Below are 23905 nucleotides of genomic sequence, written 5' to 3' on the forward strand. Positions count from 1 at the left end.
CCGCCATGACCGACAGCAGCCCTTTCCAGCTCCTCACCGAGGCCTTCCAGGCCGAGTACCGGGTCAACCTCAGCCTGGAGCGGCCGGACGGCAGCATCGTCCTCACCCTCTCCAACGAACGCGGGGTCGCCGCCAAGCGCCTGATCCGACCGGCGCAACTGCATGACCTGGAACAGTTGCAGCGGATGATCGAGAGCATCCGCTTCGGCATCGCCATCGAAAACGGCACCAGCGCGCCGCAACTGTTGCAGGCGATGACCCAAGGCAAGGCACGCTGGCCGATAGCTATCTGATGGCAGCGGCGACCTGCGCGCGTCCTTCGCCGGCGCCGAAATAGGCGGCCAGCACCGCCAGGTCGCGGTCTTCCAGCACCCCCGCCAGCTGGCGCAGGCGCAGCCAGGCGTTGAGGTAGGCGTAGCGCGCTTCCGCCAGGTCGCGGCGGGCGCCGTAGAACTGCTGTTCGGCGTCCAGCACGTCGCGATTGACCCGCTCCCCGCCGGCGACGCTGCGCCGCGTCGCCGTCACCTGTTCGCGCGCCGCCGCCACCGCCATCTCATAGGCGCGCACCTTGGCCAGGCTGCTGGCGGTCAGGTCGAACTGGCTGTGCAGGTCATTGATCACACTGGCCACCTGGGCATCCAGCTCGGCCTGGGCCTGGGCGTACTTGTCGCCGGCCTGGCGGGTCGCCGCCGACACCCGCCCGCCCTCGAACAGCGGCAGGCTGAGACGCAGGCCGACACTGTCGGTGTCGTATTTCTGCTCGTAGGTGCTTTCCGAAGCCGAGTGCGTCTTGCTGCTGCTGGCGTAGAGGCTGAGCCTGGGCAAGTGGCCGGCACGATTGCGCTCCACCTCGTAGGCTGCCGCCTCCAGCGCATGGCGCTGGGCGCCCAGCTCGGCGCTGCGTTGCAGGGCCACCTGGCGCCAGCCTTCGAAGGTCGCTGGCTGCAGGCGCAGCGCCGGGAAACGCTCGATGGGCGCGGCCAGCTCGCGGTTCTCCAGCGCCTTCCCGAGCATCGCTTCCAGCGTACGTCGCGCCGCCGCCGCACGATCGCCGGCGGCGATCTCCTCGGCGCGGGTCAGGCTCAGCCGGGCGCGGGTCTCCAGCAGGTCGGTGCGGGTGCCCTCGCCTTCCTCGAAGGCACGCTGGTTGAACGCCAGCTGGGTTTCCAGGGCGCGCCGCTGGGCCTCGGCCAGGACCACCTGCTCGCGGGCGAACAGGGTTTCGCTGTAGGCGGCGAACAGGCGCACCGCCAGTTCCTGGCTGCGCCCGCGGAACTGTTCGTCGGCGAACAGCGCCTGGGCTTCGCCCTGGCGGTAGCGCGCGTAGGCCTCGTAGTCGAACAGCGGCTGCTCCAGGCTGAGGGTCGAGGCGTAGCTGCGATAGTCGCGCTCGACGCGGGCGTCGCCCTGGCTGACGGTGGAGTCGTTGCGCGCCTTGTTGTAGTCGTAGCGCAGGCTCGGCAGCAGGCCGGCACGGCCGATGGCGCGGTTTTCGCTGCCGGCGCGGCGCTCGTGGAGCGCCGCCTGGAAGGTCGGGTCGTGGCGCACCGCCAGTTGGTAGGCGTCCAGCAGGCCCAGCGCCTGGGCCGAAGAGGCCGAAAGCAGCGCGGAGGACAGCAGGCAGGCTCGCAGGCGATTCATTCTTCCCCCAGCGCCAGGTGGGTACGGTCGGCCAGCGGCTTGAACAGGTAGTTCAGCAGCGAGCGCTCGCCGCTGCGGACGAAGGCCTCCACCGGCATCCCCGGGCGGATCTCCAGGCCGGCCAGGCGACGTACGCCCTCCTCCCCTACGCGGATGCGCACCCGGTAGTACGGCGCCTCGCTGCGCTCGTCCAGCAGGCGGTCGGCCGAAACCAGGGTCACTTCGCCCTCCACCCGCGGCGTAGTGCTCTGGCTGAAGGCGCTGAACATCAGCTCCACCGGCAAGCCGACGCGGACCTTGTCGACCATCTCCACCGGCAGCCGAGCGTCCACCAGCAGCGGCTGGCGCTCCGGGAGGATTTCCATCAGTTGCTGGCCGGGCGCGATCACGCCGCCCTCGGTGAACACTTCCTGGCCGACCACCAGGCCGGCGACCGGCGCCCGTACCTCGCTGTTGGCCAGGTCGAAGCGCGCGCTGGCCAGGCGATTGCGCAACTCCTCGGCGCGCACCTGGGCGTCGGCCAGGCTGGCGCGCACCTCTTCCTGGAACTTCTCCCGCCGCTGGGCCATGCGCAGGCGCAGTTCGAGGATCTGCCGGCGGGTACTGCCGAGGCTGCCGAGGTCGCCGGCGATCTCGCCGTTGACCTGGGCCAGCAGGCGCTCGCTGTCGAGCAGGCGGTTGCGCGGCACGTAGCCCTCGCTGGCCAGTTGGCGCAGGCCGCGCAACTGTTCCTCGAGGGCGGCGCGCTGCTGCTCCTTGCTGCGCAGCGCGGCTTGCAGGCCGTCCAGTTGCGCCTGGCTGCCGGCGACCGTCTCGGCGAGACCATCGAGTTCCAGGCGCAGCGCCCGCCGACGGCTGTCGTGCAACTGCCGCTGCTGTTCCAGCAGGGTCGGCAGGCGCGGGTCGTCCAGCGCCAGCAGCTCGGCGGGAAACTCGATCCGCGCCTTTTCATCGCGCTCGGCGCTCAGCCGCGCCAGACTCGCCAGCGCCGCCAGGTACTGGGCGAACAGGCCATCGGCCTGGGCCCGGGCCTGGGTAGCGTCCATCTCCAGCAGCACCTGTCCTGCCTCCACCCGCTCGCCTTCGTGCACGCGGATGTGCCTGACCAGGCCGCCGGTAGGGTGCTGCACGGCCTTGCGGCTACCGGCCACCATCACCGTGCCGGAGACCCCGACACCCTTGTCCAGCGGGGCCAACCCGGCCCACAGGAGAAAGCCGACGAAGCCGAGCAGCACCAACCCCCAGCCGAGCCGGGAAAAACGCTTCTCGTCCAGTTCCAGCGCCGCGCCGCCGACTTCGCGCAACCGCGCCTGGCCGCTCATCGCGCCGCTCCTCCCGGCACACCGCCGACCGGCATCCCCGGTCCCGGCCGGTAGCCGAAACCGAACGCCGGCGTCGGCCGTGTCGGCGCCGGGGCCGCAGCGGCCGGCGGCGAGGCGCTGGCGAGCACCTCGGCGGTCGCGCCGAAACGCTGCAGGCGCCCGCCATGCAGCAACAACAGCTTGTCGGTCAGCGCCAGCACCGCCGGCTTGTGGGTGACCAGCACCAGGCTGCTGCCCTGCCGGCGCATCGCCGCGATGGCCTCGGCCAGGGCCGCCTCACCCGCCTCGTCGAGACTGGCATTGGGTTCGTCGAGCACGATCAGCGCCGGTCGCCCGTACAGCGCGCGGGCCAGGCCGATGCGCTGGCGCTGGCCGCCGGAGAGACCGGCGCCGCCGTCGCCAAGGCGCGTGTCGTAGCCCTGCGGCAGGCGCAGCACCAGGTCGTGTACGCCGGCCAGGCGCGCTGCCGCCACCACCTTCTCGGCATCCACCTCGGCGAAGCGCGCGATGTTCTCGGCGATGCTGCCGGCGAACAGTTGCACGTCCTGGGCCAGGTAGCCGATGTGCGGCCCCAGTGCCGCCGCGCTCCACTGCCGCAGGTCGGCGCCGTCCAAGCGCACCGCGCCGGACAGCGGCTGCCAGGCGCCCACCAGCAAGCGCGCCAGGGTCGACTTGCCGGAACCGGACGGCCCGATCACGCCGAGCGCTTCGCCAGGCTCCAGGGCGAAACCGAGGTCCTGCAACAATGCCTGCTCGCGTCCCGGCGCGGCCGCGCAGAGCCGCTCGACGCGCAACGCGCCGCGCGGCGCCGGCAGCGGCATGCCCAGGGCAGCCGGCGGATTCTCCTCGAGCAGCCGCGCCAGCCGCTGGTAGGCCTGCCGCGCGCCGCTCCACTGGCGCCAGACCGCGATCAACTGGTCGATGGGGCTGAGCACGCGGCCCATCAGGATCGAGCCGGCGATCATCATCCCCGGGGTGATCAGGCCTTCCACCGCCAGCCAGGCGCCGAGGCCGAGCACCAGCGACTGCAAGGCCAGGCGTACGCCCTTGGAGGTCGCGCCGATCGCCGCACTGCGCTCGCTGCCGAGGTTCTGCCGGGCAAGGAAGGCCTGGTGCTGGGCGAACCAGCGCGCACGCATGGCCGGCAACATGCCCATTGCCGCCAGGGTTTCCGCCTGGCGCAGGTTGGCCGAGGCCTGCTGGGTGGCGAGGATCGACAGTTGCCCGGCCTCGGCCAGCGGTTCGCGCGAGCGGCTTTCGTTGACCCAGGCGAGCAGCACCAGCAACAGCGCCCCAACCAGGGCGAGCAGGCCGAGCCAGGGGCTGAAGAGGAAGATCACCAGCAGGTAGAGCGGGAACCAGGGCGCGTCGAAGAAGGCGAACAGGGCGTTGCCGGTGAGGAACTGGCGCAGGCTGGTCAGGTCGTTCAGCGCCTGCCCGGCGGCCTGCTCGCCGCGCTCCAGGCTGGCGCGGAACGAGGCGTCGTAGATGCGCTGGTTGAGTTGCATGTCGAGCTGGCCGCCGAGGCGGATCACCACCAGGCTGCGCACCCACTCCAGGGCGCCGAGCAGCAGGTAGAGGCCGAGCACCATGAGGGTCAGCATCAGCAGGGTCATGTGGTTGCCGGAGCCGAGCACCCGGTCGTAGACCTGCAGCATGTACAGCGACGGCGCCAGCATCAGCAGGTTGATCACCGCGGTGAACAGCGCGACGCTGCGCAGCGCCGGGCGGAAGCGGCCGAGGGTGGCGAGGATTTCATTGCGCGGCGAGGCCGGCCGGAGCTTCATCGGAGTCGGGTCCTGTGGGTGTCCGGGCCGCGAGCGGGCCCGGAGGACATTGCGGCAGTCTCCGCTTGCCGGGCACGGCCGGCGGAGGAACAATCCGGGGGCCGCCGTCGCCACGGGTGCGAGGCGCAGCGACGGCGGTTCGTGCGCCGGAGAGGAGCGCCAACTCCTCTCCGGCCTTTAGCGCAAGCAGTCCACGAACGCTATCGTGGACAGTTGCTCAGGCCGCCAGGGCCAGGTCGTGCGGCAGTTCCTGCACGCCGACCACGCCGATTTCCGCCGCTGCCGCAGCCGGGGTGGCATGGGCGACGCCGGCCGCGGCCAACTGGTCGAAGGTGGAGTTGATCGACAGGCTCGGGTCGACCGCTTTCAGCAGCGCGTCGATCTGCCCCTGCAGGGCGCTGCTGTCACCGCTCATCAGGCCGTAGACCACCTTGTGCACGGTGCCGTCGCGGCCCTGGGCGATCGGCGAATCCAGGCCCAGGTTGCTGAAGCTCACCTCCTGGCTGTCCAGGGCGTAGCCACCGCTGGAGGCGCCGCCGGTCAGGGTGTCGCCGAGGGCGATGCTGTCCAGCTTGCCCCACAGGGTGTGGCTGGGGTTGCTGAACAGGGTGTAGTGGAGGTCGCCGCCGGCGATGAAGGCCGCGTCGCTGGCGGTGCTCTTCAGCGCGTACTGGCTGCCGTCGAACGGACCGGGGTTGAAGCCGCCGGTATTGCTGCCGTCCACCACCTGGCCCGGACGATGGTTGACGTCGCCGAAGTAGGCCGACCAGTCCGCCAGGTAATCCGCTACGGTCCAGCCGCTGTAGGTGGTGCTGTAGGAAATCGAAATGCTCATGCCAAAACTCCAATTCAACGAGTGGTGAATGCCGGAGCGCACGGATGCCCGCTCCGGTTTTGCCCTTCACTGGGCAAAACGGGGGTCAGAACTGGTATTCGAGGGTGCCTTGCAGGGTCCGCCCGCGACCGAGGGTGAAGGCCAGCACGTCGCCCAGCGGCACCAGGTAGGCGCGGTCGGTGACGTTCTCCATGGCCAGGCGCAGGGTCAGTTCATCGCTCACCCGGTAGCTGCCGTACAGGTCGTAGACGGTGTATTCCTTCCAGTCCGCCGGGTACACGCCGGCCTGCGACACCGTGGCGCCGCCAGCCACCGAGTAGCCTTCGCTGTAGCGGGCACGGGCGCCGACGTCCAGCCTGCGGTCGAAGAAGCGCATGCCCAGGGTCAGCGAGCCGCGGTCCATCGGCATGTGTTCGGCGGAGCCGAGCACCGCGCTGCAATGGGTGGCGGCGTTGGCCTGCTCGTCCGGCCGCATGTCGATCACCGGCGGGCGGCGACCGCTGCCCTTCACCGTCTGGGTGACGCCGCCGAGCCAGGCGGTCTTCGAACAGAAGTCGTTGCTGCCGATCATGTGCGTGTAGGAGAGCTGCCCGTAGGCCAGCCCGGCATCGTAGTCGAGCTGGTACTCGACGCCACGGAAGCGCGTGCTGTCGAGGTTGTTGACGTAGGCGCTGTTGCCGATCCCGGCCATGCCGTAGCCCGGCGGCTGCATGCCCATGCCCATGAAGATGAAGTCGTCGACCCGGGTGTCGAAGTAGGCGACCTTCAGGCCCAGGCGGTCGTCGCTGAACCAGAGGTTCTCCTTCAGCACGTTGAAGCCGACTTCCCAGGCCTTCGAGCGCTCCGGACTGAGGAACGGGTTGGGGTACATGTTTTCCGCGCCGCCGCCGTGGGGGCGGCCGGTGATCAGGCTCTCGGTCACCGCCGGCGGGCGCCAGCCCTTGCCGTAGGTGGCGAACAGCTGCAACCAGTCGACACCGGGCTTGACCGACAGGCCGAAGGTCGGCGAGAAGCGCCCCTCCTCGCGGTCGACGGCGTATTGCAGCGGCATGTCGGTCTGCCGGGTGGTGCCAAGGATGAAGGTGCGCGCGTTGAAGCCGGTGTCGCCGCGCAGGCGGTAGCGGTCGTAACGCAGCCCGGCGTTGAGGTTGAGCCAGTCGTCGTAGTCGTAGTCGAGACGGGCGAACAGGCTACCGAGGGCGCGGTCGCCCTTGGGGGTCATGCCTTCGGCCGCAGGGAAGCCGACCGCCGAGGTGCTCGCCCGCGGCTGGCTGGAGTCCGGCCGCACCTTGTCGTAGAAGAACTCCAGGCCATAGTTGGCGCGCAGCGTGGAGAGATCGTCGAGAGCGAAGGTCGAGGTGTTCTGCGCCTGCGCGCCGTAGGTGTCGGTCTGGTAGGTGATCGAGTAGCCGGGGGTGATACCGCGTTGCAGGGTCTGCTGGCGGTTGCGGTTGTCGACGTAGTAGAGCTTGGCCTTGAAGTCCACCAACGGGTTGTCCGGCGCGTAGCCGTAGTCGATGGCGAAGTTCTGCGCACGCACGTCGCTGCTGCCGAGCTTTTCCCAGAGCGCCTGGTTCTCGGTGTTGAGCATGTTGGCGTCGTCGTAGGACACCTGGGTGGTCAGGTAGCTGAACTGCAGGCGCTGGTCCTGCGGCAGGGCGACGCCAAGCTTGGCCAGTCGCGAGCGCATCACGTAGCCGGAGTAGGCCACCGGCGAATGCTTGACCCGCTGCCCGGCCTCGGGATTGAACCAGGCGCCGGTGCGCAGCTCGCCGATGCTGCCCTTGGTCCCCGGGTCGTAGTCGCCCAGGTGGCGCTCGCTGGCGGCGACCAGCATGTCCCAGGCCTCGGTGCCGATGGCGAAGGCCGCGCTGCCGATGAAGTGGGTGCCGTTGGCGTCGCCGCCCAGGCCGCTGGTGAGGCGCACCCGGCCACCGACCTGCTTGCCCGGCTTGACCAGGTCGCGGGCCTCCAGGGTGCGGAAGTTGGCGATCCCGCCGATCACCCCGGCGCCGCCCATGGCCGAGCTGGCGCCCTTGTCGATGACCACCTCGCTGAGCAGCTCGGGATCGACGTAGAGCGTCCCGTTGCGCTGCTGGTGGCCGCTCTGCTGGTAGTTCTGGCGCATGCCGTCGACCGACATGTTGACCCGCCCGTAGTCCTGGATGCCACGGATGTTCACCGACAGGCCGGGGTCCTGCTGGCTCACCGAGGAGTACACCCCGGGGGTTTCCTCGAGCATGTCGGCGGCATGCCGCGGCGGGTTGCGCTCGATCTGCTCGCGGCCGATCACGCTGACCGAATGCGGCGTCTGGTAGACCCAGTCGTCCGGACGCGCGGCGGAGATCACCGAGGGCGACATCTGCACCAGGTCGTCCTGGCTGACGCGGATCAGGCTCAATTGGTCCTTGCCGGAGAAGCGGTATTCCACCGGGCTGCCCTGGAGCATCTGGCTCAGGCCGTCGGCCAGCACATATTCGCCGTGCACCGCCGCGCTGCCGAGACCGGCGAAACGCTGGCTGTCGAAGAACACCTGGACCCCGGCCTGCTCGGCGAATCGCAGCAGGGCGCGGTTCAGCGGTTGTGCCGGGATGTCCAGCCGGACCCGGCGCAACGCGGTCTGCTGCTGGCTCGCCGAGTCCGCCCCGTCTTGCGCATGCAGCGGTAGCGCGGCCGTTCCCAGCAGGACCAGGCCCAGCCCCAGGGCCAGTTGCGCCCCCTTGCGACCGCCTCGCACGGCACTCCATCCACGATGTTTCATGACAGCGCCTACACTCCATCGTTTTTGTGTAATAAGAATCAGTCTCGTTAAGAGAACGATGGAGGCAGGGAAAGTCAGTAACGGAAATCGAGAAAATTTTTCGCCGGCGGGATCCACGGCTCGAAAATGCGCTTCCCGGCCCCTGCCGGAACAAGCGCGCGGGGCGACTGCCCGGCCCGTGGTCGAGGCTCTCGGAAGCGATCGCGCCGCTCAGTACAGCAGCGTCACTCCCGCCAGGCCCAGGCTGCGCACGCCCAGCTCATCGCTGATCGACTGCAACGAGGCCTCCAGGTCGGCGACCCGGAATACCCCGCTGACCCGCCGCTGCGCCAACGCACCGGGAGCCACCAGCAAATGCCCCGGCCGGTAGCGATTGAGGCGCGCCACCACCTCGCCCAGCGGCTGCTCGTCGAAGACCAGCAGGCCGCGCCGCCAACTGGTCAGGTCGTCGAGGCGACCGCCCAGCGGCGCCTCGACGCCGCCCTCCGCGCTGTAGCGCAGGCTCTCGCCCTCGCCCAGCTCGCGGCGTCCGACGGTCCCCGTGCGCGGATGCGCCAGGGCCACCGCGACGCGGTGTTCGAGCACCCCGACCTGGACGCTGCCGTCGTCGTTGCGGCTGACCAGGAACCGAGTGCCCAGCGCGCGAGTGCTGCCGCCGGCGCTTTCCACCACGAAGGGCCGGGTCTCCCGGCCCGCGCGTGGGGCGGCGCGGAAGATCGCGCTGCCTTCGAGCAGGCGCACCCGTCGCTCGCGGCTGTCGTAGGCGACATCGATGGCGCTCTGTGCGTCCAGCTCGACCTCGCTGCCATCCACCAGCCGCAGGATGCGCACCTCGCCCTTGCCGGTGGCGTGGTCGGCCAGCCAGCTCACGCCGGCGTCGCGTTCGTTCCAGGCGCTGCCCAGGGCCAGCAGCACCGCCGCCGCCGCGGCCCAGCCGCGCCAGCCCTTGCGCCGCCCCCCGGCGCGGCGCGGCGCGCTGGCGACCGCCGTCTGAACCATCGTCCGCGGTTCGGCCAGCGATCCCAGCTGTTTCCAGGTCCGTTGCGCCAGCGCCAGCGCGGCCGGGTGCCGGGGGTCGGCCGCCAGCCAGCCGTCCAGCGCTTCGCGCCGGGACCGGTCGAGGTCGCCGCCGTCCAGGCGGATCGCCCATTCGGCGGCCTGCTGGCGGATCTGCTGTTGTTCCTGGGGGCTGTTCACGTGCGGCTCTCGTTGGTCGTTATTGAGGTTCAGACGCGCGAACCGGCAAGACTCGGTAATCCATTCAGCGGGAATCCTCGAGTGCCTGCATCACATGGGCCAGGGCGCGGGCCAGGTGCTTCTGCACCGAGCTATCGGAGATTTCCAGGCGTCTCGCCACCTCGGCATGGGTCAGCCCCTCCAGACGGTTGAGACGGAAGATCTCACGGGTGCGCGGCGGCAGTTCGGCGACTATCTCGCGCAGGCGGGCAAGCGCATCGGCATCCACCGCGGACTCCTCGGGGCCGGGCTGGTCGGCGACGAACCCGGCGAGGTCGTCGTTGGGGCGGGTCTCGGTGCGGCGCCGCCGTTCCTGCCGGTAATGGTCGATGGTGAGGTTGTGCGCGGTGCGGTAGAGATAGGCGTCGACATGCTCGATCGGCTCCTTGTGCCGCTGCTCGGCCAGGCGCAGGAAGCTTTCCTGCGCCAGGTCCGCCGCCAGGTGCGGATCGCGGGTCTTGCGCAACAGATACGACTGCAACTGCCGGGCATGCCTGAGAAACAGTGCCTTGAGATCCTGCTCCGCCAACGGCGCATCCACCCACGTCCTTTCAGAAGGGCAGCAGCATATTTTTTATGATAATGATTTTCAATCGTATTCTTGTGAGATGCCGGGCTCAGCCGAACACCGAGCCGCCGCCGAGGTAGGCCAGGCCCGCGCCAAAGGCCGCGAGCGCCAGCGGCGGGCGCATCGGCGCGTCGTTGATGGCGAAGGCCAGTTGCGCCAGCGGAAACAGCAGCAGGCAGAGCAATGCGCAGGGGATCGAACGGCGGCCGCCGCTGGCCACGGACCAGACATAGCCGATGAGCAGGAGGGCGAAACCGAGGTCTTGCATGCCGGGCATCCTTGCGGGGCGGAAGGTATGCGCCGCGCAACGGGCGGCAGGCGCGCAACCTTAGCAGAAGCGCGGGAGCCGAGGAAAACCCGGCGCGGCCCGTGCCGCGCCGGGTTCGCTCAATTGCCGCTGCAACCGCTGCCCCAGGCCTTGTACTCGACGGTATGCCGCTCGCCCTGCGAGTCCTCGTAGACCAGGCGCGCCGGGACGATCCCACAGGCGCTCCACAGGTCGGTCTTGTAGATCACCCGGGCGATGTCCAGGCGCCCTTCCACGTAATGCTGGCGGAGCGATTTCGAGTCCGGGTTGGGTCCGTAGGGCTGCTGCTGCGCCTGGGCCAGCGGCGCCAGGCCGAGCAGCGCGACAAGTGCCAACGGGATCACTCTCATGAGGATGTCTCCTTGGTAGAACGTTCAGCCTGAAACTACGCTGCGGAGACTGTCAGGCTCATGAGCCCGGCGTGACATTTCTGTCAGACGACGACCGCCCCGGCAATGCGCCGGCAATCCTGGCGCTATCCACGGACGGCAAGACGCCATATACTGTATGGATAACCAGTCAAAGCAACCTTGCGACTCAGAAGGCACAGAGGTGATGAATGGCCGTCGAAGTGGTGTACCGCAGCAGCCGGGATCAGGAGCGTTTGTTCATGGACAAGGCTGAAGCCGATCGTTACGACAAGATGCTGGAGCTGGCGGAAACGCTGGCCGAGGTGCTGCAGAAGGCGGTGCCGTCGCTGAAGGAGGAACAGGTGGAAGAACTCGGCATCTTCATGGCGAAGAACCGCGACGCCTTCGCCCGCGCCTTCAAGAACCAGCCGGACGCCCTCAACGAACTGTTCGAGGAAAACGCCGCGGACGAATGAGCCGCCGCTGCAAGCAAAGCGCAAGGAGCCGAAACATGCCGCGACAACTTGCCGGCCTGCTGTGCGTCCTCCTCGGCCTCACCGGCACCCCTGCCCTCGCCTGCCCGTTCCGGGCCACGGACGCCGAGACACCGGCAGCCTCTGCCGGCGCCGCGCAGGTCCTGGCCCTGGGCGGCACCGGCAGACTGCAACTCGACCTGCAACGGGCCCCCGCCACCCTGCTGCACAGCGGCGACCTGCTGATCGCCCGCTACGCCGAGGGTCATTACCTCGCCCACCGCCTGCTCGAAGGCAACGAGATGGGCGCGGACGAGGGCGAACGGCTCGACCTTCCGCGACAGGTTCGCCTGCTCTTCGGAGCCCTGCCGCTGGACGGCCTGCCCGACGCCGAGCGCGAGCGTCTCCAGGCGCAGCGCCAGGCCCTCGGCCTGTGCGACCGGCGCGCCAGCGTCAGCCGCTACCGCGTGGCCGGCACCGAGGTCTATCGCCTGCGCGGCAGCCAGGCCGGCAAGCCCTACCACGCGCTCTACCTGCTCGACGGTCCCCAGGTGCACTACCTCGACAGCTCCGGCAGCGACGCCTTCGTCGAGCAGTTGCTCGCCAGCCTGCGACGCCGCTGAGTCCGCGCGGCGCTTGTCCGACCCGCGCCCGGCTTGCCGGAAACCGGCGCTTGCCGTACAACGCCCGGCAGCCCCATCGACCAGGAAGGTCCCATGCCCGCTCTCCCCGCCTCTCCCGTCCGCTCCCGACGCTGGCGCCTGGACCGGCGCAGCCTGCTGCTGGCACTGCTGCTGTTCGGCCTGCTGGTCCTGCTCGCCACCCTGGGCCGGCATTGGGGCTGGATACGCAGCTTCGGCGGCGACCTGCTGGCGGTGGTCTGGCTCTACTACCTGATGGGCAGCGCGCTCAGGGCGCCGGCCGCCTGGCTGGCATCCGCCGCCTTTGCCGTCGGCGCGCTGCTGGAACTGGGCCAGTACCTGGCGGCGCAACTGCATTGGCAATTCTCCAGCCCCGTGCTGCGCATCGTTCTCGGCAGCACCGCCGACGGCTTCGACCTGCTCGCCTACGCCCTCGGCGCGCTGCTGGCGTGGTGGCTGGAGCACCGGCGCTGATCAGCCGTCGGGCTGCTCCAGGGCGTTCACCAGTACCTTGAGGAAACGCGCCGCCTCGCCACCGGTGGCCGCGCGGTGATCGAAGGTCAGCGAGAGCGGCAGGATCGGGTGGATCGCCATCTCGCCGCGCCAGGCCACTACTTCGTCGCGGATGCCGCCGGCGCCGAGGATGGCCACCTGCGGCGGCACCACCACGGGGTTGGCGTAGCGGCCGAACAGGGTGCCGAAGTTGGATAGGGTCAGGGTCGCGCCGAGCATTTCCGCCGGTGGGATCGAGCGTGCCTGGACGTCTTCGCGCAGGCGCCGCATACCGGCGCGCAGGTCCTCCGCCGAACGCGCACCGACGTCGCGCAGCACCGGCACGAACAGGCCGTCCGGGGTGTCCACGGCGATCCCCAGGTCGAGCCGCTCATGCAGTTTCAGCGACAACGAGGCGCCATCGAACCAGGCGTTGAGGGTCGGCTCGGCGCGACAGGCCTCGGCCAGCGCCTGGGCCAGGCGGATCAACGGGTCGCGTGCGGTCTTCCACCGATGCAGGTCGGCGTCGCCGTAGATCGTCACCGGCACCACCTCGGCATGCGAGCGCGCCATGTTCAGCGCCATGCTCCGCCGTACCCCGCGCAAGCGCTCGCCGCCGAAGCGTTCGCGGGCGCCCTGGGCGGCGGCCTCGACGTCGCCGCGGGTGATCAGGCCATCCGGGCCGGAGCCGCTCAGGCCGGCCAGCTCGACGCCCTGCTGGCGGGCGAACTGGCGCACCGCCGGGGTCGCGCGCGGTGCCAGGTGCTCGCGGGTGGACGGTGCGGCGCCGATGAAGAAACGGTCCTCCAGGGCGCTACCGCCGCCCTCCAGGCGCCCCACCACGGTACCGGCGTCCGCCTCCTCGCCCTCGAAGCCCACCAGCGGTTCGCCGACGTGGAGGATGTCGCCCTCGGCGCCGAACAGCTTGCCCACCACCCCGTCGTAGGGCGCGGGGATGTCCACCAGCGCCTTGGCGGTTTCCACCGAGACCAGGCGCTGGTCGGCGCGCACGCTGTCGCCGGCCTTGACGTGCCATTCGACGATTTCCGCTTCCTGCAGGCCCTCGCCCAGGTCGGGCAGCTTGAAGTGCTTCATGGTCGTCTCCCCTCGGCTCAGGCGTAGCCGAGCACGGTGTCGCAGGCCGCCAGGATGTCCTCCACGGCGGGCATGTACAGCGCTTCCAGGCGGTACAGCGGCGGCGGGATATCGGCCGCGGCGACCCGCTGGATCGGCGCCCGCAGATCGAACAGGACGCGCTCGTAGAGGCTCGCGGCGATTTCCCCGCCGAGGCCGCCGCTCTTCGGCGCCTCATGGACGATCACGCAGCGACCGGTCTTGCGCACCGAAGCTTCGAGGGTGTCGAGGTCGAGCGGCTTGAGGCAGGCGACGTCGATCACTTCGGCCTCGATGCCGCGCTGCGCCAGGCGCTCGGCGGCCTGCAGGGTCTCGTGGACGCTGGCGCCCCAGCTGACCAGGGTCAGGTCGCCGCCTTCGCGGAGGGTGAAGCAACTGTCCAGCGGCAGGCGCCGGGCGTCGTCCGCCAGCGGCTGCGGGTTCATCCGGTAGAGCCGGGTCGGTTCGAGGAAGATCACCGGATCGGGATCGTCGATCGCCGCCAGGAGCAGGCCGTAGGCCCGCGCCGGCGACGACGGCACCAGCACGCGGACGCCGGGGATGTGCGCGAACATCGCCTCGGTCGCCTCGCTGTGGTGCTCCGGCGCGCGGATTCCCGCGCCCATCGGCGTGCGCAGCACCAACGGGCAGGCCAGGCGGCCGCGGGTGCGATTGCGCAGGCGGCTGGCATGGGACACCAGTTGCTCCATGGCGGCGTAGATGAAGCCCATGAACTGGATCTCCATCACCGGCTTCAGGCCCTGGGCGGCCATGCCGATGGACAGCCCGGCGATCATGTTCTCCGCCAGCGGCGTATCCAGCACCCGCTTGAAGCCGAAGCGCTCGCGCAGGCCGAGGGTGGCGCGAAACACCCCGCCGTTGACCCCGACGTCTTCGCCCAGCACCACCACCGCCTCGTCCTCGGCCATGGCCCGGTGCAACGCCAGGTTGACCGCCTCCAGAAGGGCCAGGCGTTTCGCTTCGCCGTTGCGCTCATTCATGTTCGGCCCCTCCCTGCCGCCGCGCGGCGCGTTCCAGCAATTGCTCGCGCTGCTCCTCCAGGGCCGCCGGCCAGCGCGCGTAGACATGCTCGAACAGTGCCTGCGGCGCCTGCGCGGCGAACGTCTCGAAACGCTCCACCGCCTCCTGCACCCGCGCCTGGCACTCGCCCACCAGCGCCTGCTCGCGCTCCTCGTCCCACTGGCCGCGGCCGGCGAGGAAGGCGCGCAGGCGCTTGATCGGCTCCTCGCGCCAGGCCTGGTTGACCTCCTCGGCGGAACGGTAGCGGCTGGCGTCGTCGGCCGTGGTGTGGTCGCACAGGCGATAGCTGATGCACTCCAGCAGGGTCGGCCCCTTGCCCTGGCGCGCGCGCTCCAGGGCCGCGCGGACGCGTTCGGCGACCGCCAGCACGTCGTTGCCGTCCACCTGTTCGCCGGGGAAGCCGGCACCCACCGCCTTCTCCGCCAGGGTCGGCGCGCCGCACTGGATGCGCCGCGGCACCGAGATCGCCCACTGGTTGTTGTTGACCACGAAGAGCACCGGCAACTGCCAGGCGCCCGCCACGTTCAGCGCCTCGAGGAAATCGCCCTTGCTGGTGGCGCCGTCGCCGCAGGTGGTCACCGCCACCCGGTGCTCGCCGCGGATGCGGAACGCCGAGGCGACCCCGCAGGCATGCAGGGCCTGGGTGGCGATCGGCACGCAGATGGGAAAGTCCTGCGCCGCCAGCGGTTCGGCGTAGTCGCTGCCGCGCTCGTCGCCGCCCCAGTAGAGGAGGATGTCCTCCATGCGCACGCCGCGCATCAATTGCACCGCGGTATCGCGGTAATAGGGCACCAGCACGTCCTCGGCGCGCATCTGGCTGCCAATGGCCACGCCGATGGCTTCCTGGCCGAGGGTTGGCGCATAGGTGCCGATCCGCCCGGTACGCTGGAGGGCCACCGCCTTCTGGTCGAACAGGCGGGTCAGGAGCATCTGCCGGTAGAGGCCGACCAGCGCATCGCTGTCGCCGGCCCAGGCGGGCAACTCGCCGAGGGGCCGACCGTCACTGTCGAGGTAGCGGGTGAAAGGCGGGTCGATCCGGTTGTGAACCATCGCAAACCTCCTCCGCACGCCGGGTAGGCGTGCCGCTCAGGGTCGCGCCGCGGGTGGCGGCGTGCACGCGCGGCACCGCGGGGGTGACCCGCACTGCCGCTGGCGAGGCCCGCTGGCGGCCTCGCCGGAAACGCCGGCCCGTCACTGCGGGCCGTAGAGAATCCGTTCCGCCAGACGGTCGGCGATCCGCGCCGGCGACTGGTGGTCGGCCTGGGCATGGGCATAGATCTCGGTGAGCCGCGCGGGAATCCGCGCCAGGTGCGCGGTGATGCTGTGCGGATCGGCGCCGCGGTGCTTGAGGGCGACGTAGATCAGGCCGCCGGAGTTGATCACGTAGTCCGGCGCATAGAGGATGCCGCGCGCCTCCAGCTCGTCGGCGACCTCCGGCCGCTCCAACTGGTTGTTCGCCGCCCCCGCCACCGCCGCGCAGCGCAACTGGCTGACGCTCTGGCTGGTGAGCACGCCGCCCAGGCCGCAGGGCGCGAGGATGTCGCATGGGGTGGAAAGCAATGCCTCCGGCGCCAGCGGATGGGCGCCGAGCTGCTCGACGGCCAGTTGCACCCGGCCGGGATCGAGGTCGCAGACCAGCAACTCGGCGCCGACCGCCGCCAGTTGCTCGGCCAATGCGTAGCCGACGTGGCCGAGCCCCTGCACCGCGACCCGCAGGCCTTCCAGATCGTCGCTGCCGAGGCGCGCCTGGGCGCTGGCGCGAATCCCGGCGAACACGCCGAGGGCGGTATGCGGCGAGGGGTCGCCGGCCTGGGTGGTGCTGGTGACGTGGCGGGTCTGCTGGGCGATGCAGTCCATGTCGGCGCTGGAGGTACCGCTGTCCACCGCAGTGATGTAGCGTCCGCCGAGGCTTTCGATGAAGCGCCCGAAGGCCTCGAACAGCGCGCCGCGATTGTCCAGGTGCGGCGGGCGGATGATCACCGCCTTGCCGCCGCCCTGCTCCAGCCCGGCCAGGGCCGCCTTGTAGCTCATGCCCTGGGCCAGGCGGATGGCGTCGCCGATGGCGGCTTCGTCGTTGGGGTAAGGCAGGTAGCGACAACCACCCAGTGCCGGGCCGAGTCGCGTGCTGTGGATGGCGATAATGGCCTTGAGTCCCGTGGCCGGGTCTTGGGCGAGGTGGAGACCCTCGAGCCGGGCCGCGTCCATCATGTCGAACATGCTGGGGCTCCCCTGCTTGCTGCTTGTTGTCCGGGCCGGGTCGTTGCCGCCCGGCACCTTCAGTATAGGCAGGCGTCGGCGAAACGCCCGCAAGGCCGACGACCAGGCGGCGGCGCTCGCCGAGCCGGGTACTGGACGAAGCTTCGGCGGACGGTTACAACCTTGGGGTCCGCCCGCTCGAAACCGGCCCCGGCGTGCTCCGAACGGCCCGTCCGCAGCGATCCAGGCGCACCAGGAGGAAAGCCATGGACCCGCGTCAAGCCTGCCTCGATTGTCTCGCCCAGGAACCGCCAGCGCTGTTCGAGGCGGCCCTGTGGATCGCCGCGGAGCACCTCCCGGCGTATTCGCCCGCCCACGCCCTGCGCGAGCTCGACGAACTCGTCCGGCAGATCGGCGCGAGCCTGGACGACCGCGCCTCGGCCAGCGAGCGCGCCCAGGGGTTGCTGCGGCGAATGAGCGAACAGGGTTTCTGCGAGGACGACGACTTCCCCCTGCAACCGCGCTCGGCCCTGCTTCCGCTGGTGCTGCAGCGGCGCCAGGGACAGCCGTTGTCGCTGGCGCTGGTGGCCATGGAACTGGCGCGGCGGCTGGACATTCCGCTGGTCGGAGTGAACTTCCCGGGACGCTTCCTGCTGCGCGTGCCGCAGGCCGACCATCTGCTCGACCCGGCCACCGGACGGCGCCTCTATCCCACCGACTGCCGCGAACTGCTGCTGCGCCTGCAGGGGCCGAAGAGCGAGCTGCAGGCCGCCTACCTGAAGCAGGCCTCTCCCGGGGAAATCCTCCAGCGTCTGTCGCGCAACCTGCGACAACTGCACAGCGCCGCCGGCGAGCCGCTGGCCGCGCTGAAGGATGCCCAGCGGGTGATCGAACTCGGCCCGGTGGGCGCCGCCGACCACGAGGCCCGCGCCGGCCTCTATCGGCAACTGGATTGCCCGCAGGCGGAACGCTACGACCTGGAACGCGCGCTCTTGCTCAGCGACGATCCCACCGAGCAACTGCGCCTCGGCCAGCGCCTGGGCGAACTCGCCCCGCCGACCGGCCGCGCCCTGCACTGAGGCCGCTCAGGCGAGCAGGCCGAGGGCCTTGGCCCGCGCCACCGCCTGGGTCCGGCGGGCCACCCCGAGCTTGCCGTTGATCCGCCGGGCGTGGGTCTTCACCGTGTGCAGGGAAATGAACAGTTGCTCGCCGATCTCCTGGTTGGAGCAGCCCTGGGCGATCAGGCCGAGCACCGCCAGCTCCCGACAACTGAGCGGACTGAGCCCCTCCTCTTCTTCCCCCGGCAGGGCGGCGAACAGTTGCGGCTGGCGATCCCGCAGTCGCCGCTGCGGCAGTTGCAGGCCTAGCCGCTCCGCCAGCTCCAGGCCGCTGCGCAGGGTCTGCTGGGCCTGGGGCAATTGTCCGGAGAGGAACTGGCACTCGGCGATACCCATGCGCACTTCGCAAAGCAGCGTCTGCCGCCCCTGCGCCTCGAGAATGGCGAGCAGCCCGCGCAGCCGCGCTTCGGCGGCGGCTGCCTCGCCGCTGTAGAGTTCGGCCAGTGCCAATTGGTGCTCTACCCGCGCTTCCAGCTCCGGTTCGGAGGGCGGCGACAGGCGCGCCCGTCCCGGCTGGAAGTAGGCGCGGACCCGCAGCAGGATCTCCCGCGCCTGCGCCGGCCTTCCCTGCTGCAGGGTCAGGGCGGAGCTGACCAGCAGCAGCGCGCCGCGATACAGCGGATCGGGGACATGGCGCTGCTGCATCAGCCGCTCGACCTCCAGCAGGCGGTTGAACGCCGCGTCCAGGTCGCCCTGCCCGGCTTCCAGCAAGGCCAGTCCCAGGTAGCCGTAGAGCGCCCAGGGATCGAGATTCTCCCGTGCCTGCTCCAGCCCCAGCCGATACCAGTGCCCGGCCTCGACCTCGCGGCCCTGCTGCAGGCACAGGCGCGCGCGGCGCAGGGCGATCCGGCCGAGCATCGGGCTGCCCTGCTGGCCGAGGTCCTCCAGGTAGCGCTGGGCGCGATCGAGGACGCCTTCCGCGCGCAGCAGTTCGCCGCGCTGCTCCAGCCACTGCGCCCGCTCCAGTTCGATCAACGCCTCGAAGATCAGGCTGTCGTGCTCGCGCGCCAGGCGCAAGGCATCGCGGCCGATCAACCGCGCCTGGTCCATCCGCCCCTCGATCATCGCCAGTTGCATCAGCGCCGAGCGGCAGATCAGTCCCTGCGACCAGGCATCCTCCGGCAGTTGCTCCAGCGCCTCGCGCAGGTAGTCGGCGGCGCCGCGCTCGCCGCGGCAGTGCAGGAGGATCCCGAACAAGCCCTGCCATTGCGCCAGCAGCACCCGCTGGCGGGACGCCGAGGGCATCGGCAGGAAGCGCGCCAACTGGCCGATGCAGTCCTCGGCTTCGGCCAGGCGTCCGGCGTAGAGCAGCGTCCAGGCATTCAGGATCACCAGGCGCGGCGTGCTGGCCAGCAGCGCCGCCGGCAGTTCGTCGCGCAGGGCCAGGACCATGCCGATGTTGTGGCCGTGCAGCAATTGCTCCTCGGTGAGCTTCTGCAACAATCCGGCGGCGGTTTCCGGTTCGTCGGCGGCCAGCGCCTGGTCGACCGCCTCGCGGGTCTCGCCGTGTTCGGCGAACCATTCGCAGGCTTCCCGGTGGAAGTCCCGCTGCGGGCGCTGCGGCGCTTCGCGCCAGGCCTCGCGGATCGCCGGCGGCAGGCTGTAGCGCTGGTTCGTATCGGCCAGCAGGGGGAAGCCCCGCGCCAACAGGTCGTCCAGCCCGTGGGGCAGTTCCTCGAACAGCCGGCGGAACAGCTCCGGACCGACTTGCGGCAGCCAGGCCAGGGCACGCGCGGCGTCGGCCAGCGGCGGCGGCAGCTCGTCGAGCAACTCGTGCTGGAGGTATTCCTGCAACAACGGTCCGGCCGTCTCTTCGCCGACCAGCAGGCGCAAGCGCAACGCGGCGCACCAACCGCCGCTGCGTTCCAGCAGTGCCCCGGCCGTAGCGGCATCGGCGCTGCGCCCGTGCAGGCGGAGCAGTTCGGCGACCTCGTCGGCATCGAACGCCAGCAGGCCGCCGTCGACCTCCAGCAACTCCCCTTCCAGCAGCAACCGCGCCAGGTTGCACTGCGGCCGCCGCCGGCTCGCCAGCCACCAGCCCACCCGTGGCGAGGCCGCGCTCAACAGGCGATCGAGGCAGGCGTCGAGGGCGGGGTCGGGGTGCCGTGGGTAATCGTCGAGCAGCAGCCACAGCGCGGAAGCGTTACGCAGCCGCCGGCACAGCTGCGCTTCGTCGCTGTCCTCGGCCAAGCCGAGGGCGCCGGCCAGGCGGCGGCGGAAGGTCGCGGGGTCCAGCGCTTCCCCGCCCAGCGCCAGCCAGACCACCTGCACGCCAGGCGGCGCCCGCCGCGCGCATTCTCCGAGGAGGACGGTCTTGCCGCTGCCGGCGGGCGCGCAGAGCAGTCGCAGGCGGCATTCGCCGCGCAGCAGCGGCTGGTGCAAACGGGGCCGCGGCAGGTGCTGCGGCGGCAGCCGCGGCAAGGCGGCGGGCAGCTCGGTCGGCTCGGTCATGGCAGTGCTCTTGTTCTGTCGAAGCGCCTTGCCGGGAGCCTAGACCGCGCCTGCCCCGCTGCTGAACGATGATTGCGCCGGGTGATGGGCCGTCATAACGAACGAGCGCGTCGGCACAAGCCGCCACGCTCGTCGCGACTGGCCGGGACTCAGCGTACCCCGGCGTTGCGCAGGGCGGCCGGCGTGTAGTCGGCGGACGAGGCCTTGAAGCCGAACTCGTAGCCGCGCTTCTCCTCGTTGTTCATGCCCAGCGCCAGGTAGCGACCGGCGATCACGTCGTAGAGCGCCTCCAGGGTGTAGCCGGCGACCTTCTGGTCGTAGTGGTACTGCGCGTGGCCCTCGCCGACCCGCCAGAGCTGGCCGCGACCGTCGTAGTGGTCGACCAGGGCGATCTGCCAGCTGTCCTCGTCGATGTACATGTGGCGCTTGGCGTAGATGTGCCGCTCGCCCGGCTTCACCGTGCCGACCACTTCCCACACCCGGTGCAGCTCGTAGCGGGTCAGGTCCTGGTTGATGTGCCCGGCCTTGATGATGTCGCCGTACTTCAGGGTCGGGTCGTTGAGCTTGTAGGCATTGTAGGGGATGTACATCTCGCGCTTGCCGACCAGCTTCCAGTCGTAGCGGTCCGGGGCGCCGGAGAACATGTCGAAGTTATCCGAGGTGCGCAGGCCGTCGGCGGCGGTGCCCGGGCCATCGTAGGCCACCTGCGGGGCGCGCCGCACGCGGCGCTGGCCGGCGTTGTAGACCCAGGCCAGGCGCGGCTCCTTGACCTGGTCGAGGGTCTCGTGGACCAGCAGCACGTTGCCCGCCAGGCGCGCCGGCGCGGTCACCTGCTGCTTGAAGAAGGTGAGGATGTTGGCCGCCTTGCTCTGGTCGAGGTCGGGCATGTTCTGCGGGAATGCCACCGACTCCTCGAAGCGGATCGGCGTGAAGCTGCCGTTGGTCTGCGGGGTGGCCTGGACGATGGTGCGCTTGAGGTTGCCGCCGCGGTAGCGGGTGATGTGGTTCCAGAGCACTTCGACGCCGTTCTTCGGGATCGGGAAGGCGTAGTAGCGGCTCTTCTCGAAATTCGACAGGCCGTTGCCGTCGTTGATCGGCTGCACGTTCAGCGCGCTCTGCTTGACCGCCTCGTCGATCTCGGCCGGCAGGGCCACCGTGCGATGGGTCTTGTACACCGGGATCCGGTAGGTCTCGGGGTAGCGCTTGAACATCGCCAACTGGCCGTCGGAGAGCTTGTCCTTGTATTGCTCGACGTTCTGCGCGGTGATGGTGAACAGCGGCTTCTCGTCGGCAAAGGGATCGGAAAGGAAGCCCTTGCCGTCGACCTTGCCGGCGCTGGCCGCGAGGCCGCCGGTCCAGGCCGGGATGCTGCCGTCGGCGTTGCCTTCCTTCTGCGCGCCGATGGGGGTCAGGCTGCTGCCGAGCTTGGCGGCCTCGTCGGGCGAAACCGCCGCCGTCACCGAACCGGCCAGCAGGCTGAGGGCCAGCGCCCCGGAGGACAGGAGTCGTGCTGTTTTCATGCGTCGTTATCCTTGTTCGTATCCGCGAAAGCGGCCGCCCCGAGGGGCGGCGGACCTCAGAAGTTCACCCCGAAGCTCACCGCGAGGAAGTCGCGGTCGTTGATCGGGTTGTAGTTGCCGCCGAAGAAGTCGGTGTAGCTGATGCTGGCGGTATAGGTGTTCTGGTAGTCGGCATCGAGGCCGACGCTGACGGCCTTGGCGCCCTCGCTGAAGTTCGGCCCGTAGCCCTCGACGTCGTGCGACCAGGCCAGGTTCGGCTTCAGGTTGACCCCGGCGAACACGTTGGGATATTCGAGGATCCCGCGCAGGCGATAGCCCCACGAGTTGCGGGTGTAGAAGCCGTGGCTGTTGCACTCCTGCGGGTTGGCCACGTTGAGCGCGCCGGTGCACAAGGCGTTGTTCGGCAGTTCGCCGATGCCGTAGATGGCGTCGCGGCCGTAGCGCAGGTCGTCGCCGTCGACCCCGCTGAGGTGGTTGTAGCCGACTTCGCCGACCACGGTCAGGCGGTCGGCCGCCAGTACCCGGTCGAAGAACTGGGTGACGGTCACCTGTGCCTGGGTCACCGGCTTGCGCACGTAGCCGTTGATCACCTCGCCGGCGCGCGGGGTGGCGAAGCCGCTGTCGTAGATCGGGTTGCCGAACAGGGTGGTCGGGTAGATCGCGGCGATCGACATGTCGGTGCTGTTGATTTGTAGCGGCATGTTCGGCCGGTAGCTCAGCTCGCCGGCCACCGAGGTGCTGCCGATGTTGGTCTGGAAGCTCAGGCCGTAGAGGCGGATGTCCTCGGGATAGTCGATGAAGTAATAGCCGGTGGAGCGCCCGGTGACCGGGTCGGAGGTGGCCAGGCCGTTGCCGGCGATCACGCTGTAGTACGGGTTGCGACTGTGGTAGTTCATCGCGTACAGGCCGAACTCGGTGTCGTTCAGCTCCGCCGCGTACCAGCGCAGGGCCAGGCCCCACTGGCCGCTGTCGCGGGCATCGCGATCGCCGGCGCGCGGCAGGTAGCGGTAGCCGTTGGCCGGGTTCGGGTCGAAGTCGCTGCCGGCGTAGACCATCCGCTCGCAGCCATCGGCGACCACGTCGGTGGTGGAGAAGAAGGTGCCGCAGTTGTCGATCACCGTCTGGTCCCATTCCAGTTGGTAGAAGCCTTCGACGGTCAGCGCGTCGCTGATGCCCTGGGACAGGTAGAGCATGTTCACCGGGATCAGGCCTTCCTTGATCTCCGCGCCGGGCCGGCGGAACGCGGCGACGTCCATCGGGTTGATGCTGTTGATCGAGTTCTGGATGAACGTGCTCTCGCCCCAGCTCACCACCTGCTTGCCGACCCGCACGCTGCCGGGCAGGTCGCCGATGCTGTAGTTGTGGTAGAGGAAGGCATCGAGCAGCTGCGCCCCGGAGGACTTGGCGCCCTCCTTGCGGTTGTGGTCGTCGATGTCGTAGAGCAGGCGGTGTTCGTCCTTCAGCTCGAAGTCGTACCAGTACTTGCCACGGAAGAACGCGCCGGTGTCGCCGTACTTGAGTTCGAGATCGTGGATGCCCTTGAAGATCTTCGAGAAGGTTTCGCCCTTCTTGAAGTTGAGCCGGCCGTCGTCGGAGGTCTGCGACGAGGCGTGGCCGCCGTTGCGGGTGCCGATGTAGTCCTTGTCGGCGGAACGCATGGACCAGCTGGCCCCCACCGACAGCGACGAGTCGAATTGCCCTTCGATCTCCCCGATGTTGAATGACACGGCCGAGGCCTGGGTGGCGCAACCCAGGGCTGTGGCCGCAGCGAGTGCGTGCAGAGGGAAGATTCCGCGCCTTTTTGTTGTTGTCATGCGGCTCTCCTGACAGGGTCGAGGTGGCTACACCCTACCCAGCGACCCGAACGGCGGTAAGCGCACCAAGGAGGTATTCCGGCTGTCGCCCGAAAGAGTGAACAGGGGCCCTGGAAAGCGCCTCGGCGAACGCCATATGCAGGATGGATACGCCGTCATCCAGTGCATGGATGACGGCGCGGCACTGTTCCGCCGGCGGCGGCGATGGCATCCTTCGCTGCATGCAGCCCGAACAGTCC

21 protein-coding genes are annotated in these 23905 nt (G+C 69.8%); 5 read left to right on the forward strand and 16 right to left on the reverse strand.

Annotated features, from left to right (window positions below):
- Nucleotides 1–5: 5 nt before the first annotated feature.
- Nucleotides 6–293, forward strand: coding sequence for a DUF3509 domain-containing protein (locus FOC67_RS18230; protein ID WP_003091839.1), 288 nt, complete (start codon nt 6–8; stop codon nt 291–293).
- Here the strand turns inward: FOC67_RS18230 and FOC67_RS18235 are convergent.
- From FOC67_RS18235 to FOC67_RS18275, 9 genes are all read right to left on the reverse strand, one after another.
- Nucleotides 286–1641, reverse strand: coding sequence for a TolC family outer membrane protein (locus FOC67_RS18235; RefSeq protein ID WP_009313663.1), 1356 nt, complete (start codon nt 1639–1641; stop codon nt 286–288). The two genes, FOC67_RS18230 and FOC67_RS18235, sit on opposite strands and share 8 nt — an antisense overlap.
- Entirely contained in the window at nt 1638–2963 is a 1326-nt protein-coding gene (locus FOC67_RS18240; protein WP_009313662.1) for an HlyD family type I secretion periplasmic adaptor subunit, read from the reverse strand. Before FOC67_RS18240 ends, FOC67_RS18235 begins: the two co-directional genes overlap by 4 nt.
- Entirely contained in the window at nt 2960–4750 is a 1791-nt protein-coding gene (locus FOC67_RS18245) for a type I secretion system permease/ATPase (protein ID WP_017149245.1), read from the reverse strand. Before FOC67_RS18245 ends, FOC67_RS18240 begins: the two co-directional genes overlap by 4 nt.
- A 217-nt stretch (nt 4751–4967) precedes the next feature.
- Nucleotides 4968–5585 (reverse strand): heme acquisition protein HasA, encoded by a 618-nt coding sequence (gene hasA / locus FOC67_RS18250; RefSeq protein ID WP_003091842.1) that lies wholly within the window; start codon nt 5583–5585, stop codon nt 4968–4970.
- Nucleotides 5586–5670: 85 nt separating this feature from the next.
- The gene (gene hasR / locus FOC67_RS18255; protein WP_009313657.1) at nt 5671–8346 is read right to left on the reverse strand and encodes a heme uptake receptor HasR; all 2676 of its coding nucleotides are present in this window, start codon (nt 8344–8346) and stop codon (nt 5671–5673) included.
- A gap of 210 nt (nt 8347–8556) precedes the next feature.
- On the reverse strand, nt 8557–9543 hold the full coding sequence (locus FOC67_RS18260) for a FecR family protein (RefSeq protein ID WP_022579688.1): 987 nt from the start codon (nt 9541–9543) through the stop codon (nt 8557–8559).
- A 64-nt stretch (nt 9544–9607) separates the two neighbouring features.
- Nucleotides 9608–10123: an RNA polymerase sigma factor gene (locus tag FOC67_RS18265; RefSeq protein WP_003107536.1), complete on the reverse strand. Its 516-nt coding sequence runs from the start codon at nt 10121–10123 to the stop codon at nt 9608–9610.
- Between the two features lie 76 nt (nt 10124–10199).
- The gene (locus tag FOC67_RS18270) at nt 10200–10418 is read right to left on the reverse strand and encodes a hypothetical protein (RefSeq protein WP_003112066.1); all 219 of its coding nucleotides are present in this window, start codon (nt 10416–10418) and stop codon (nt 10200–10202) included.
- A gap of 119 nt (nt 10419–10537) precedes the next feature.
- On the reverse strand, nt 10538–10807 hold the full coding sequence (locus FOC67_RS18275) for a DUF2790 domain-containing protein (RefSeq protein WP_003091850.1): 270 nt from the start codon (nt 10805–10807) through the stop codon (nt 10538–10540).
- A gap of 209 nt (nt 10808–11016) precedes the next feature.
- On the opposite strand from FOC67_RS18275, the gene FOC67_RS18280 reads away from it, so the two are divergent.
- The 3 genes from FOC67_RS18280 to FOC67_RS18290 all read left to right on the forward strand — a co-directional run bounded on the left by FOC67_RS18280 (nt 11017) and on the right by FOC67_RS18290 (nt 12395).
- A complete protein-coding gene (locus FOC67_RS18280) occupies nt 11017–11283 on the forward strand; it encodes a YebG family protein (RefSeq protein WP_003091854.1) in 267 nt (88 codons plus the stop codon).
- A 35-nt stretch (nt 11284–11318) separates the two neighbouring features.
- The gene (locus FOC67_RS18285; protein ID WP_009313645.1) at nt 11319–11903 is read left to right on the forward strand and encodes a hypothetical protein; all 585 of its coding nucleotides are present in this window, start codon (nt 11319–11321) and stop codon (nt 11901–11903) included.
- Nucleotides 11904–11996: 93 nt separating this feature from the next.
- On the forward strand, nt 11997–12395 hold the full coding sequence (locus tag FOC67_RS18290) for a DUF2809 domain-containing protein (protein ID WP_003117551.1): 399 nt from the start codon (nt 11997–11999) through the stop codon (nt 12393–12395).
- Here FOC67_RS18290 and FOC67_RS18295 read toward each other — a convergent pair whose 3' ends face one another.
- From FOC67_RS18295 to FOC67_RS18310, 4 genes are all read right to left on the reverse strand, one after another.
- Nucleotides 12396–13508 carry a dihydrolipoamide acetyltransferase family protein gene (locus tag FOC67_RS18295; RefSeq protein ID WP_009313643.1) on the reverse strand — a complete coding sequence of 371 codons (1113 nt, stop codon included), beginning with the start codon at nt 13506–13508 and terminating at the stop codon, nt 12396–12398. It lies immediately after the preceding gene.
- A 17-nt stretch (nt 13509–13525) separates the two neighbouring features.
- Complete coding sequence (locus FOC67_RS18300; protein ID WP_003091856.1) at nt 13526–14527, reverse strand: alpha-ketoacid dehydrogenase subunit beta; 1002 nt, start codon at nt 14525–14527, stop codon at nt 13526–13528.
- A complete protein-coding gene (gene pdhA, locus FOC67_RS18305; protein WP_003091858.1) occupies nt 14520–15617 on the reverse strand; it encodes a pyruvate dehydrogenase (acetyl-transferring) E1 component subunit alpha in 1098 nt (365 codons plus the stop codon). The genes FOC67_RS18300 and pdhA overlap by 8 nt, the downstream gene beginning before the upstream one ends.
- 141 nt (nt 15618–15758) lie before the next feature.
- Nucleotides 15759–16784, reverse strand: a complete 1026-nt coding sequence (locus FOC67_RS18310; RefSeq protein ID WP_003091859.1) for a Glu/Leu/Phe/Val dehydrogenase — start codon at nt 16782–16784, stop codon at nt 15759–15761.
- Between the two features lie 245 nt (nt 16785–17029).
- Here FOC67_RS18310 and FOC67_RS18315 point away from each other — a divergent pair, with 245 nt between their 5' ends.
- The gene (locus FOC67_RS18315; RefSeq protein WP_003091860.1) at nt 17030–17842 is read left to right on the forward strand and encodes a SirB1 family protein; all 813 of its coding nucleotides are present in this window, start codon (nt 17030–17032) and stop codon (nt 17840–17842) included.
- A gap of 6 nt (nt 17843–17848) precedes the next feature.
- On the opposite strand, the gene FOC67_RS18320 is transcribed toward FOC67_RS18315, so the two are convergent.
- From FOC67_RS18320 to FOC67_RS18330, 3 genes are all read right to left on the reverse strand, one after another.
- A complete protein-coding gene (locus tag FOC67_RS18320; protein WP_009313639.1) occupies nt 17849–20332 on the reverse strand; it encodes a LuxR C-terminal-related transcriptional regulator in 2484 nt (827 codons plus the stop codon).
- Nucleotides 20333–20481: 149 nt separating this feature from the next.
- Nucleotides 20482–21852, reverse strand: coding sequence for a DUF1329 domain-containing protein (locus FOC67_RS18325; RefSeq protein ID WP_003102338.1), 1371 nt, complete (start codon nt 21850–21852; stop codon nt 20482–20484).
- 56 nt (nt 21853–21908) lie between these two features.
- Nucleotides 21909–23666, reverse strand: coding sequence for a DUF1302 domain-containing protein (locus FOC67_RS18330; protein WP_003102337.1), 1758 nt, complete (start codon nt 23664–23666; stop codon nt 21909–21911).
- Nucleotides 23667–23905 lie beyond the last annotated feature (239 nt).

This window comes from Pseudomonas sp. FDAARGOS_761, assembly GCF_013343155.1.
Classification (GTDB): Bacteria; Pseudomonadota; Gammaproteobacteria; order Pseudomonadales; family Pseudomonadaceae; genus Pseudomonas; species Pseudomonas aeruginosa.

Excerpts from the sequence above, each read along its gene's own strand:
- FOC67_RS18230 (WP_003091839.1), top strand. The coding sequence starts at position 6 with ATGACCGACAGCAGCCCTTTCCAGCTCCTCACCGAGGCCTTCCAGGCC.
- FOC67_RS18235 (WP_009313663.1), bottom strand. The coding sequence starts at position 1,641 with ATGAATCGCCTGCGAGCCTGCCTGCTGTCCTCCGCGCTGCTTTCGGCC.
- FOC67_RS18240 (WP_009313662.1), bottom strand. The coding sequence starts at position 2,963 with ATGAGCGGCCAGGCGCGGTTGCGCGAAGTCGGCGGCGCGGCGCTGGAA.
- FOC67_RS18245 (WP_017149245.1), bottom strand. The coding sequence starts at position 4,750 with ATGAAGCTCCGGCCGGCCTCGCCGCGCAATGAAATCCTCGCCACCCTC.
- hasA (WP_003091842.1), bottom strand. The coding sequence starts at position 5,585 with ATGAGCATTTCGATTTCCTACAGCACCACCTACAGCGGCTGGACCGTA.
- hasR (WP_009313657.1), bottom strand. The coding sequence starts at position 8,346 with ATGAAACATCGTGGATGGAGTGCCGTGCGAGGCGGTCGCAAGGGGGCG.
- FOC67_RS18270 (WP_003112066.1), bottom strand. The coding sequence starts at position 10,418 with ATGCAAGACCTCGGTTTCGCCCTCCTGCTCATCGGCTATGTCTGGTCC.
- FOC67_RS18275 (WP_003091850.1), bottom strand. The coding sequence starts at position 10,807 with ATGAGAGTGATCCCGTTGGCACTTGTCGCGCTGCTCGGCCTGGCGCCG.
- FOC67_RS18280 (WP_003091854.1), top strand. The coding sequence starts at position 11,017 with ATGGCCGTCGAAGTGGTGTACCGCAGCAGCCGGGATCAGGAGCGTTTG.
- FOC67_RS18285 (WP_009313645.1), top strand. The coding sequence starts at position 11,319 with ATGCCGCGACAACTTGCCGGCCTGCTGTGCGTCCTCCTCGGCCTCACC.
- FOC67_RS18290 (WP_003117551.1), top strand. The coding sequence starts at position 11,997 with ATGCCCGCTCTCCCCGCCTCTCCCGTCCGCTCCCGACGCTGGCGCCTG.
- FOC67_RS18295 (WP_009313643.1), bottom strand. The coding sequence starts at position 13,508 with ATGAAGCACTTCAAGCTGCCCGACCTGGGCGAGGGCCTGCAGGAAGCG.
- FOC67_RS18300 (WP_003091856.1), bottom strand. The coding sequence starts at position 14,527 with ATGAATGAGCGCAACGGCGAAGCGAAACGCCTGGCCCTTCTGGAGGCG.
- pdhA (WP_003091858.1), bottom strand. The coding sequence starts at position 15,617 with ATGGTTCACAACCGGATCGACCCGCCTTTCACCCGCTACCTCGACAGT.
- FOC67_RS18310 (WP_003091859.1), bottom strand. The coding sequence starts at position 16,784 with ATGTTCGACATGATGGACGCGGCCCGGCTCGAGGGTCTCCACCTCGCC.
- FOC67_RS18315 (WP_003091860.1), top strand. The coding sequence starts at position 17,030 with ATGGACCCGCGTCAAGCCTGCCTCGATTGTCTCGCCCAGGAACCGCCA.
- FOC67_RS18320 (WP_009313639.1), bottom strand. The coding sequence starts at position 20,332 with ATGACCGAGCCGACCGAGCTGCCCGCCGCCTTGCCGCGGCTGCCGCCG.
- FOC67_RS18325 (WP_003102338.1), bottom strand. The coding sequence starts at position 21,852 with ATGAAAACAGCACGACTCCTGTCCTCCGGGGCGCTGGCCCTCAGCCTG.
- FOC67_RS18330 (WP_003102337.1), bottom strand. The coding sequence starts at position 23,666 with ATGACAACAACAAAAAGGCGCGGAATCTTCCCTCTGCACGCACTCGCT.